An 11,370-nucleotide genomic window follows, 5' to 3' on the forward strand; every position below is an offset into this window, starting at 1 on the left:
CGCAGCCGGTCAGGTACTTCATGTACTTGTCGTAGACCTCCTGGGACTGGATGGCGATCGCCTGCTCGCGATTGGCCTCGAGTGCCTCGGCCCACAGGTCCAAGGTCCTGGCGTAGTGCAGCTGCAGCGACTGGACGCGGGTCAGGTCGAAGCCCGCGGTCACTCCGTACTCGCCGACGGTCTGCGGCGTCGGCAGCCAGCCGCCGGGGAAGATCTCGGCCAGGATGAACTGCGAGAACTGCACGATTTCGTGGGTCAGCTTCAGGCCCTTGGCCCGCGCGTCTTTGAACGACGGCCGAACGATGGTGTGCAGCAACATCACTCCGCCGGGCGGCAGCGCCTGGTAGGCCATTTTGAAGAAGCGGCCGTAGCGCTGCCGGCCGAAGTGCTCGAACGCGCCGATGGACACGATGCGGTCCACGGGCTCGTGGAACTTCTCCCAGCCCTCCAGCAGCACCCGCCGGCTGCGGGGGGTGTCCATCTGATCGAAGGACTGCTGCACGTGCTCGGCCTGGTTTTCCGACAGCGTGAGGCCGACGACGTTGACGTCGTACTTCTCGACGGCCCGCTTCAGCGCGCCACCCCAGCCGCAACCGATGTCCAGCAGCGTCATCCCCGGCTCGAGGTTCAGCTTTCCCAGCGCCAGGTCGAACTTCGCAATTTGGGCTTCTTCGAGAGTCATGTCATCACGCTCGAAGTAGGCGCAGGTGTAGCCCATCGTCGCGTCTAAGAATAATGCGAAAAATTCATTCGAGACATCGTAAATAGACTGCGATTCCTCGTAATACGGTTCCAATTTCGTCATGCTCGCTACAAAACCTTTCGTCCTATTCAACGCGAGCATACTAACCGACCGGTCAACGACCGGCGATCCGGGCACCGGTGAGTCGTTAGCGTCGCTCAGTAGGAGTAGAAGCCCCGGCCCGTCTTCTTACCGAGCCGGCCCGCCTCCACCATGCGCAGCAACAGCGGCGGCGGGGCATACTGCGGTTCCTTGAACTCCTCGAACATCTTGTCCGCGATCAGCTTCAACGTGTCCAGGCCGACCAGGTCGGACAGCCGCAGGGGGCCCATCGGATGCGACAAGCCGGCCACCACGGCCTTGTCGACGTCTTCGACGGTGGCAAAACCGGCTTCCACCATGCGGATTGCCGACAGCAGGTACGGCACCAGCAGCGCGTTCACCACGAAGCCGGACCGGTCGGAGCAGCGCACCACCTGCTTGCCCAGGACCGCGCTCGCGAACTCCTCGGTGCGCGCGGCGGCGGCCTCGTCGGTGACCAGCGTGCTGACCAACTCGACCAGCGGCAGCACCGGAACGGGGTTGAAGAAGTGCAGACCGAGCACGCGCTGCGGGTTCTTGGTGGCCGCGGCGATCTTCATGATCGGGATGCTGGAGGTGTTGGAGGCCAGCACGGCGTCGGGATCGGTGATAACCCGGTCGAGCTCGGCGAACACCTGCGCCTTGACGGCGTCGTCCTCGATGATCGCCTCGATGACCAGTTGGCGGTCCGCGAGATCCTTCAGGTCCGTGGTGAAGGTGAGCTTGCTCAGCGCGCGGTCGCGTTCGCGCTCGGTCACCTTGCCGGCGCTGACGCCGCGCTCGAGCGACTTCACGATGCGGTTGCGGCCGGCCGTGATGAGGGCGTCGGTGGTCTCGAACACCGTCACGTCGACACCGGCGCGGACCGAGACCTCGGCGATGCCCGACCCCATCTGGCCGGCCCCGACTACTCCTACGCGCTGAATCGTTGTGTCACTCACTTGATCTCTCTCCGGTTCTCTCCGGTAACCCGTATCGTCTTGCACCGCAATAGGCCCCGCCCAGGATCAGCTGGGCGGGGCCTACGCTACTTCATCTCAATTTCGGGGCGCGGCTTGCGCCGAGGGCCGGTGGCTCAGTGACTCACGCCTTCGGTTCCACTTCGTCCTCGCGGCAAGCCCGCTCGTCCTCAGTGAAACTGACCCTCTTCGGTGGAGCCGGTCAGCGCGGTGGTCGACGAGGTCGGGTCCACCGTGGTGGCGATGCGGTCGAAGTAACCGGCACCCACCTCGCGCTGGTGCTTGGTCGCGGTGTAGCCGCGCTCCTCGGCGGCGAACTCGCGCTCCTGCAGCTCGACGTAAGCGCTCATCTGGTTGCGGGCGTAGCCGTAGGCCAGATCGAACATCGAGTAGTTCAGGGCGTGGAAGCCGGCCAGCGTGATGAACTGGAACTTGAATCCCATTGCGGCAAGCTCCTTTTGGAACTTCGCGATGGTGGAGTCGTCCAGGTGCTTCTTCCAGTTGAACGACGGCGAGCAGTTGTAGGCCAGCATCTGGTCGGGGAACTCGGCCTTGACGCCCTCGGCGAACTTGGCGGCGAGCTCGAGGTCCGGAGTACCGGTCTCCATCCAGATCAGGTCGGAGTACGGCGCGTAGGCCTTGGCCCGGGCGATGCACGGCTCGAGACCGTTGCGCACCCGGTAGAAGCCTTCCTTGGTGCGCTCACCGGTGATGAACGGCTGGTCGCGCTCGTCGACGTCGGAGGTGATCAGCGTGGCGGCCTCGGCGTCGGTGCGGGCGATGACCACGGTGGGGACGTCGCACACGTCGGCGGCCAGCCGGGCCGAGGTCAGGGTCCGGATGTGCTGCTGGGTCGGGATCAGCACCTTGCCGCCCAGGTGTCCACACTTCTTCTCCGAGGCCAGCTGGTCCTCCCAGTGCGAGCCGGCCACACCGGCGGCGATCATGGCCTTCTGCAGCTCGTAGACGTTGAGCGCACCACCGAAGCCGGCCTCACCGTCGGCGACGATCGGCGCCAGCCAGTTCTCCACCGAGGTGTCACCCTCGACCTTGGCAATCTCGTCGGCGCGCAGCAGCGCGTTGTTGATCCGGCGCACCACCTGCGGCACCGAGTTGGCCGGGTACAGGCTCTGGTCGGGGTAGGTGTGGCCGGACAGGTTCGCATCACCGGCGACCTGCCAACCCGACAGGTAGATGGCCTTCAGGCCCGCGCGCACCTGCTGCACGGCCATGTTGCCGGTCAGGGCGCCCAGCGCGTTGATGTACTCCAGGTCGTGCAGCTGCTCCCAGAGCACCTCGGCGCCGCGGCGGGCCAGGGTGGCCTCCTCGACTACGGTGCCTTGCAGGGCGACGACGTCCTCGGCCGTGTAGGTCCGGGTGACACCCTTCCAACGCGGGTTGGTGTCCCAGTCCTTCTGGATCTGTTCGGCGCTCTTGGGGGTGCCAACGACAGACATTGGGCATGCTCCTTCACGGTCTTCACTACTGAGTTGCGGACGCCGCACCGGCGGTAGCTAGCGGCTCAACTTCGCTGGTGTGCTAACTCGAAGATGGCACAGCTCATAGGGGCTGGTCCACCCGTTTCAGTTGCCAATTTAAGCAACGGGACCGACCGATTTTGCGAAGTTTGCTAAGCTGCGAACAAACTTAACCGTTTCAGAAGCTACCCGTCAGTAACCCCAAAGCCGCAGGTCACACCGCAAATTAACCGGGACGCTTGTCCTGTTAGCGAGCAAAGATCGCGGCGACGGCTTTCGCCTCGTCGCCGACGGCATATGTGAGCGTTGTAACAGTCCGATCGGCCAGTTCGGTACCGAATTGTTCGGTGGATCCGGCGGGGTGGACGTGCGAGATGATCTCCAGCTTGTCGCCCAGCGCCACCGGCGCCTCGTGCTCGATGGTGACGCGCAGCGGGGTCCGCATCAGCTCCAGATGGGACGCCAGATAGTCCTCGATCACGCTCCAGTACACGGAGTTGTTCATGTGGTCGAACAGGTCGATGTCGGTGACCCGGACCGGAAACTCGTGGATCTCGACCGCGTCGTCGCGGCTGCCCGGCTTGAGATACGACTTCCACCGCAGCCGGTCGACGGAAGTGGTCTTGTGCAGTCCGGCCAGGAAGTCGTCGGCGATGCGCGAGGGCATCTGGGTTTCGCGGTTGATGTTGATCCAGAACGCCTCGGACTCGATGAGCCCACCCTTGCGGCCATCGATGCGGACCCGCATCTCGCACCACCGGTTCGACGTGCCCGAACACCAGCGACGCAGGCGCAGCATGTCGTTGAACTCGATCGGTCGGACCAGGTCGAGCATGGTGCGCCGGACGATCCACAGCGGATGGGTCTCCTCGAAGCCCATCTCGCGCAGCTGGTCCTGGCCGATGTCCTGGATGTGGCGCGCCGCGGCGTCCAGCCGCAACCGACCCGTGCGGTCGATATCGCCGACCCGCAACGGCCACTGGCGGTCGAACACGTCAGGGTGACCGTCGGGCACCGGCATCAGTTGTTTATCCAGGCTCACCGCGTCGCTCCCGTTTCCTCCTCGTGGTTACCCCAGGCTAAGGCCTGCGCCCCGGTCGCATCATCCCAACGGGGTGCGTCGAACACCTATCCCGCGCGACCGCAGGCATTGCCAAGTCTGCGAACTCCCATCTTCGCAAAGGCCGGTAACCTCGGAGAGGTGTCCAAAACGTTCGTCGGGTCACGCGTTCGCCAGCTTCGCAACGAACGCGGGTTCTCCCAGGCCGCGCTGGCTCAGATGCTGGAGATCTCACCGAGCTACCTCAACCAGATCGAGCACGACGTCCGCCCCCTGACCGTGGCCGTGCTGCTGCGCATCACCGAGGTGTTCGGGGTGGATGCGACGTTCTTCTCCTCCCAGGACGACACCCGGCTGGTCGCCGAGCTGCGCGAGGTCACCATGGACCGGGACCTGGACATCGACGTCGACCCCACCGAGGTCGCCGAGATGGTCAGCGCCCATCCCGCGTTGGCCCGCGCGGTGGTCAACCTGCACCGGCGCTACCGGATCACCACGGCCCAGCTCGCGGCCGCCACCGAGGAGCGGTACTCCGACGGCAGCGGTAGCGGGTCGATCACCATGCCGCACGAGGAAGTCCGCGACTACTTCTACCAACGACAGAACTACCTGCACGAGCTGGACACCGCCGCCGAGGATCTGACCAGCAAGATGCGGTTGCACCACGGCGATCTGGCGCGCGAGCTGACCCGCCGGCTCACCGAGGTGCACGGTGTGCACATCAACCGGCGGATCGATCTAGGCGACACCGTGCTGCACCGCTTCGATCCCGAAACCAAGACGCTGGAATTCAGCAACCACCTGTCGTTGGGACAGCAGGTGTTCAAGATGGCCGCCGAACTGGCCTACCTCGAATTCGGCGATCTGATCGACACTTTGGTCGAGGAGGGCAAGTTCACCAGCGACGAGTCACACACCCTCGCCCGGCTGGGGCTGGCCAACTACTTCGCCGCGGCCACCGTGCTCCCCTACCGTCAGTTCCACGACGTCGCGGAGAATTTCCGCTACGACGTCGAGCGGCTGTCCTCGTTCTACTCGATCAGTTACGAGACCATCGCACACCGGCTTTCGACGTTGCAGCGGCCGTCGATGCGCGGCGTGCCGTTCTCGTTCGTCCGGGTCGACCGGGCCGGGAACATGTCAAAACGTCAGTCCGCCACCGGGTTTCACTTCTCCTCCAGCGGAGGCACCTGCCCGCTGTGGAATGTCTACGAGACGTTCGCCAACCCGGGCAAGATCCTGGTGCAGATCGCCCAGATGCCCGATGGCCGCAATTACATGTGGGTGGCCCGCACCGTGGAACGGCGCGCGGCCCGGTATGGTCAGCCGGGTAAGACCTTCGCGATCGGCCTGGGCTGCGAGCTTCGCCACGCTCACCGGCTGGTCTACTCGGAGGGACTCGACGTCTCGGGGGAACCAGGAACAGTGGCCACACCGATCGGCGCGGGCTGTCGGGTCTGCGAACGCGACAATTGCCCACAGCGCGCCTTCCCCGCACTCGGCCGCGCACTCGATCTCGACGAGCACCGCAGCACGGTGTCGCCCTACCTGGTGACCCAGCCGTGAGCGCGCCGGCGGACGGCCGCATCCCGCCGGGGCGGTTCCGCGAACTCGGGCCGATCAACTGGGTGATCGCCAAGCTGGGTGCGCGCACCGTGCGGGCCCCGGAGATGCACCTGTTCACCACCCTGGGACAGCGCCGGTTGCTGTTCTGGACCTGGCTGGCCTACGGGGGCCGACTGCTGCGCGGCAAGCTCCCGACCATCGACACCGAACTGGTGATCCTGCGCGTCGCGCACCTGCGCTCGTGCGAATACGAGTTGCAGCACCATCGCCGGATGGCGCGCACCGCCGGGCTCGACGCCGATCTGCAGGCCGCGATCTTCGCGTGGCCGCAGCGGTTGGACCCGGTCGATGCGCGCCTGACGGTGCGTCAGCAGGCGCTGCTGTCGGCGACGGACGAGTTCGTCAAGGACCGGACGGTCACCGCCGAGACCTGGCAGGCGCTGGCCGCCCACCTGGATCGGCGGCAGCTGATCGAATTCTGTTTGCTCGCAAGCCAATACGACGGTCTGGCCGCGACCATGTCAGCGCTCGAGATTCCGCTGGACCATCCGCGCTAGCTACAGGTAGACGTCGGCGAGGATGGCCAGCGTCAGTATCACGGGAAGCACCGGCAGCGCGAAGGCGAACGCCGCCCACGGCCGCTTGCCCCGCCGGCGCTGCCGCAAGCCCCACAGCGCGGCGCCGATCCCCAGCACCACCGACGCCAGCAGCACCAGCGGGCCCCAGTGGCCGGCGGTCGCGTTGTCGCCGTTCGAAATGGCCAGCAGCCACAGGACATAACCGGTCGCCAGGCCACCGACGGCACCCGCGAGGGCCTGAGGGGTGACGGTGCGCATATCTCTTACTCAGAAATTGATCATGTGCCCGGTCAGGCCGTGGAAGCATTCCTGCAGCGCCTCGGACATGGTCGGGTGGGTGTGGACGTTGCGGGCCAGCTCGGTTGCGGTCAGGTCCCACTTCTGGGCCAGCGTCAGCTCCGGAAGCAACTCGGAGACGTCGTGGCCGACCAGGTGTCCGCCCAGCAGCTCACCGTATTTCGCGTCGGCGATCAGCTTGACGAACCCGCTGGGGTCGCCCACGCCGTGGGCCTTGCCGTTGGCGGTGAACGGAAACTTCGCCACCACCACGTCGTGGCCCTCCTCGCGAGCCTGCTCCTCGGTGAGCCCGAAGCTGGCGACGTTGGGCTGGCAGAACGTCGCGCGCGGCATCATCCGGTAGTCACCGAGCGCCAAAGTCTCTGCGCCGGCGATGGTTTCGGCCGCCACCACTCCCTGGGCCTCAGCGACGTGGGCCAGCTGCAACTTTCCGGTGACGTCGCCGATGGCGTAGATGTGCTCGATGTTGGTCCGCATGTAGTCGGTGATTCCGATGGCCTTGCGGTCGGTCAGCGCGACGCCGGCCGCCTCCAGGCCGTAGCCCTCCACATTTGGGGCAAAACCGATGGCCTGCAACACCTTTGCGGCCTTGAGTTCCTGCGAGTTACCGTCCTTGCTGACCACCACGGTCACCTCGGAGCCGTTGTCGGAGATCGACTCGACCTTGGTGCTGGTCAATATCTTCACGCCCAGCTTCTTGAACTGCCGCTCGACCTCCTTGGAGACATCGGCGTCCTCGTTCGGCAGCGCGCGCGGCAGGAACTCGACGACGGTCACGTCGACGCCGTAGTTCTTCAGCACATAGCCGAACTCCATGCCGATCGCCCCGCAACCGGCGATGATGATCGACTCCGGCAGCTCGCGGGACAGGATCAGTTCCTCGTAGGTGACCACGTTGGCCGACAGCGACGTGCCGGGGACCAGGCGGGTGCTGCTGCCGGTGGCGATGATGGCGTTGTCGAAAGTCACCGTCTCCGTGCCGCCCTCGTTGAGCTCGACGGAGATCGTGTTGGCGTCGGTGAAGCGGCCGTAGCCATGGATTTCGGTGATCTTGTTCTTCTTCATCAGGAAGTGCACGCCGGCGACGCGGCCCTCGGCCACCTTGCGGCTGCGGTCAAACGCGGCGCCGTAGTCGAAGGTCGCCTCGCCGCTGATGCCGAACGTCTTGGCCTCTTTGGTGAAGATGTGGGCGAGTTCGGCGTTGCGCAGCAGCGCCTTGGAGGGGATGCACCCGACGTTGAGGCAGACGCCACCCCAGTACTTCGGTTCGATCACCGCGGTGCTCAGCCCCAGCTGTGCGGCGCGAATGGCTGCGACATATCCGCCGGGACCGGCCCCGAGGACGACGACGTCATAGTGAGAAGTCACGAGCCCACCCTAGTTGGCCGCGGCCTCTGGCGGCCGCCCGGGCGAGCCGTCAATAGGGAATGACACCGACCAGACAGTGCCCCGCTCGCTCGCAGTGGTAGTAGCCGTACAGGGGTGCCGCGGCGACCAGCGACGCGAACGGCCCGGACATCAGCGCCACCGCGAGCGCCGAGATCAGCGGCCGGCCTTCGGTCATCGCCAGCATCACCGAGCCGACGATGCACACCACCACGTAGGCCAGGACGACGAACAGCGCCGCCGTCTGGTCGGACGAGTGGTACCACCAAGAGAACAGCCCCAGCCCGATCACGGCCGCCGCGGACCACACGCCCAGCAGCACCAGGGCCAGCTTCCACCACCTGAGGTAGAGATACCGGCCGGGCACGTTGATCGGTTGCACGGGGCCGACGGGCTCGGGCGACTCCTGCTCGCTAGCCTCCGGCGTCGCGGCTGCCGCCGGTGCGGCGGCGGGCTCCGGCTCGGCCACCGCGGGGTGCTCGCCGGTCTCGTCATCGAAATCGGGCGCCCAGGATTGGGTGCCGGTGTGCTCGGAGTCGTCTTCGTCATCCGAGAAGTCCGGTACGAACGCCTCGGTGCCGGGGCTCGAGGCGTCCTTGTCGTCAGCCACCGGCGGTCACCCGTAGCGCGACGAGCACACCGAACCAGCCGGGCGCCACCGACAGCAGGAACGCCCCGAGCATGGTGACCCACCGGCGCCCGGAGAACAGGATCGTCGCCAGCCCTACGACGCTGGGGATGCCGACCACCGACGCGATGGCGACGCCCGGGCGGACGCTGGCGTGAATCGCCAGGGTGCAGGCCACGCCCGCCAAAAGTCCGACCGCACTGCCGATCAGCATGGCGCTGGCCAACAACCAGGGACGCGGAAGGGGAATCACTTTCTCGACTGTACTGCGGCTACCCGCGCGGGGGGCACGTTGACGACGCCGCGTCGGCCACCACCGGACCCCGTGCCGGGGGGCGTTCACCGCGTTCGTAATCCGCGCCGGTGATCACCGCGGCGGCGGCCATTGCGGCCCGTTCGTCGTCGGTGAAGACGCGACCGCGGGACAGGAACCGCACGCCGTCGGGCGCCTCCAGGCTGAACCCGCCCCCGCGGCCGGGCACCACGTCGATGACCAGCTGGGTGTGCTTGTCGCGATAGTGGGCGGTGTACTGCGGACCCGAAATCCACACCGGCACACCGTCTGTCCCGACGTCGAGGACGCCGAGCAAGACGTCGCGATCGCCGACCAGGAAATCGCCGAGCGGATAACACATCGGCGACGACCCATCGCAGCAGCCACCGGACTGGTGGAACATCACCGGGCCGTGGGCGGCCTGCAACCGCGCCAGCACCTCGGCGGCCGGGGCGGTGATGACCACCCCGGGGGGCGGAAGCATCAGAAGAACCCTTGCGCCTTTTCGGAGTAGGACACCAGCAGGTTCTTGGTCTGCTGATAGTGGTCGAGCATCATCTTGTGGTTCTCCCGGCCGATGCCGGACTGCTTGTAGCCGCCGAACGCGGCGTGGGCGGGATAGGCGTGGTAGCAGTTCACCCACACCCGGCCGGCCTGGATGTCGCGCCCGGCCCGGTAGGCGGTGTTGCCGTCGCGGCTCCACACCCCGGCCCCCAGGCCATACAGGGTGTCGTTGGCGATCGAGATGGCGTCGTCGTAATCGGCGAACGACGTCACCGTGACCACCGGCCCGAATATCTCCTCCTGAAAGACCCGCATCTTGTTGTCGCCACTGAAGATGGTGGGCTGCATGTAGAAGCCGCCGGACAGGTCGCCGCCGAGCTCGGCGCGTTCGCCGCCGGTGATCACCTTGGCGCCTTCGTTTTTGCCGATCTCGATGTAGGACAACACCTTTTCCAACTGATCGTTGGAGGCCTGCGAGCCCAGCATGGTCTCGCTGTCCAGCGGATCACCCTGGCGGACTGCCTTGGTGCGGATCGCGGCCAGTTCGAGGAACTCGTCGTAGATGTCGGCCTGAACCAGGCTGCGCGACGGACAGGTGCACACCTCGCCCTGGTTGAGGGCGAACATGGTGAAGCCCTCCAGCGCCTTGTCCTGGTAGTCGTCGGCCTTGGCCATCACGTCGGAGAAGAAGATATTGGGGCTCTTGCCGCCGAGCTCCAGCGTGACCGGGATGAGGTTTTGCGACGCGTACTGCATGATCAGCCGCCCGGTGGTGGTCTCGCCGGTGAACGCGATCTTGGCGATCCGGTTGCTCGACGCCAGCGGCTTGCCGGCCTCGGCGCCGAATCCGTTGACGACGTTGACCACTCCCGGCGGGAGCAGGTCGCCAATCAGCGACATCAGGTAGAGCACCGAAACCGGTGTCTGCTCAGCGGGTTTGAGCACCACCGCGTTGCCGGCCGCCAGCGCGGGCGCCAGTTTCCAGGCACCCATCAGGATCGGGAAGTTCCACGGGATGATCTGCCCGACCACTCCGAGCGGCTCGTGGAAGTGGTAAGCCACGGTGTCGTCATCGATCTGGCTCAGCGCGCCCTCCTGCGCGCGCAGCGCCGCGGCGAAGTAGCGGAAGTGGTCGGCGGCCAACGGAATGTCGGCGGCCAACGCCTCGCGGATCGGCTTGCCGTTGTCCCAGACCTCGGCCACCGCCAGCGCGGCGGTGTGCTCCTCGATGCGGTCGGCGACCTTGTTCAGGATTGCCGCGCGCTCCGCGGGTGCCGTCTTGCCCCACGCCGGGGCGGCGGCGTGCGCGGCGTCGAGTGCCTTATCGATGTCGGCCTCATCGGAGCGGGCCACCTCGCAGAACGGCTGGCCGGTGACCGGGGTCGGGTTCTCGAAGTAGCGGCCCTTGGCCGGCGCAACCCACTGCCCGCCAATGAAATTCTCGTAGCGGGATTCGTACGACATCAACGCCCCGGCAGAACCTGGACGTGCGAAAACAGGCATCTTTTCGGCTCCTTCCCTCGTGACACAGCTCACAGTACGCTGCACTCATCCGGGGATGTCGGGTCGACGCGGGGGACGAGCATGGCCGAGACGCATTCAGCCGAGGAGGCGCTTCGGCAGTGGAGATCCGTGGCACCGGCCTGGGAACAGCACCGGGAACGCATGTTCGGCGACGTGCGCGCGGTGTCCGAATGGCTCGTCGAGCAGGTTGATCCGCAACCGGGCCAGACCGTTCTGGAGGTGGCCGCGGGCCCAGGCGAGACCGGCTTTCTCGTCGCGGACCGGCTCGGTCCCACGGGCCGCCTGATCTCCAG

At 66.2% G+C, this 11,370-nt stretch carries 12 protein-coding genes and 1 pseudogene; 3 read left to right on the forward strand and 10 right to left on the reverse strand.

Going from position 1 to position 11,370, the window contains the following annotated elements:
• The 4 genes from A5624_RS17875 to A5624_RS17890 all read right to left on the reverse strand — a co-directional run.
• The coding region (locus tag A5624_RS17875) for a cyclopropane mycolic acid synthase family methyltransferase (RefSeq protein ID WP_066868739.1) at window positions 1–805 on the reverse strand (805 nt) is incomplete at its 3' end.
• A 95-nt stretch (window positions 806–900) separates the two neighbouring features.
• Window positions 901–1,764 (reverse strand): 3-hydroxybutyryl-CoA dehydrogenase, encoded by an 864-nt coding sequence (locus A5624_RS17880; RefSeq protein WP_065153993.1) that lies wholly within the window; start codon window positions 1,762–1,764, stop codon window positions 901–903.
• Window positions 1,765–1,952: 188 nt separating this feature from the next.
• Window positions 1,953–3,239, reverse strand: coding sequence for an isocitrate lyase (gene aceA, locus A5624_RS17885; protein ID WP_066868741.1), 1,287 nt, complete (start codon window positions 3,237–3,239; stop codon window positions 1,953–1,955).
• Between the two features lie 268 nt (window positions 3,240–3,507).
• Window positions 3,508–4,302: an acyl-[acyl-carrier-protein] thioesterase gene (locus A5624_RS17890; RefSeq protein WP_066868743.1), complete on the reverse strand. Its 795-nt coding sequence runs from the start codon at window positions 4,300–4,302 to the stop codon at window positions 3,508–3,510.
• 159 nt (window positions 4,303–4,461) lie between these two features.
• On the opposite strand from A5624_RS17890, the gene ramB reads away from it, so the two are divergent.
• Both ramB and A5624_RS17900 read left to right on the forward strand, forming a co-directional pair.
• Complete coding sequence (ramB, locus tag A5624_RS17895) at window positions 4,462–5,886, forward strand: acetate metabolism transcriptional regulator RamB (RefSeq protein ID WP_066868745.1); 1,425 nt, start codon at window positions 4,462–4,464, stop codon at window positions 5,884–5,886.
• Complete coding sequence (locus A5624_RS17900) at window positions 5,883–6,443, forward strand: carboxymuconolactone decarboxylase family protein (protein ID WP_066868747.1); 561 nt, start codon at window positions 5,883–5,885, stop codon at window positions 6,441–6,443. The genes ramB and A5624_RS17900 overlap by 4 nt, the downstream gene beginning before the upstream one ends.
• Here the strand turns inward: A5624_RS17900 and A5624_RS17905 are convergent, their stop codons facing one another.
• Genes A5624_RS17905 through A5624_RS17930 form a run of 6 tightly spaced genes read right to left on the reverse strand, consistent with a single transcriptional unit; the run spans window position 6,444 to window position 11,056 of the window.
• Complete coding sequence (locus A5624_RS17905) at window positions 6,444–6,722, reverse strand: hypothetical protein (protein ID WP_066868749.1); 279 nt, start codon at window positions 6,720–6,722, stop codon at window positions 6,444–6,446.
• Between the two features lie 9 nt (window positions 6,723–6,731).
• Entirely contained in the window at window positions 6,732–8,129 is a 1,398-nt protein-coding gene (gene lpdA / locus A5624_RS17910; protein ID WP_066868751.1) for a dihydrolipoyl dehydrogenase, read from the reverse strand.
• A gap of 49 nt (window positions 8,130–8,178) precedes the next feature.
• Window positions 8,179–8,757, reverse strand: coding sequence for a hypothetical protein (locus A5624_RS17915; protein WP_066868753.1), 579 nt, complete (start codon window positions 8,755–8,757; stop codon window positions 8,179–8,181).
• The gene (locus A5624_RS17920; protein WP_197498233.1) at window positions 8,750–9,028 is read right to left on the reverse strand and encodes a putative holin; all 279 of its coding nucleotides are present in this window, start codon (window positions 9,026–9,028) and stop codon (window positions 8,750–8,752) included. The genes A5624_RS17915 and A5624_RS17920 overlap by 8 nt, the downstream gene beginning before the upstream one ends.
• A 19-nt stretch (window positions 9,029–9,047) precedes the next feature.
• A complete protein-coding gene (locus tag A5624_RS17925; protein ID WP_066868755.1) occupies window positions 9,048–9,533 on the reverse strand; it encodes a DUF779 domain-containing protein in 486 nt (161 codons plus the stop codon).
• Window positions 9,533–11,056 (reverse strand): aldehyde dehydrogenase family protein, encoded by a 1,524-nt coding sequence (locus A5624_RS17930; RefSeq protein ID WP_066868757.1) that lies wholly within the window; start codon window positions 11,054–11,056, stop codon window positions 9,533–9,535. Before A5624_RS17930 ends, A5624_RS17925 begins: the two co-directional genes overlap by 1 nt.
• A gap of 81 nt (window positions 11,057–11,137) precedes the next feature.
• Between A5624_RS17930 and A5624_RS17935 the strand changes: the two are divergent.
• Window positions 11,138–11,370: pseudogene (locus tag A5624_RS17935) on the forward strand (hypothetical protein); the annotation flags it as partial.

It is taken from the genome of Mycobacterium sp. 1482292.6 (assembly GCF_001672995.1).
Lineage (GTDB): Bacteria > Actinomycetota > Actinomycetes > Mycobacteriales > Mycobacteriaceae > Mycobacterium > Mycobacterium europaeum_A.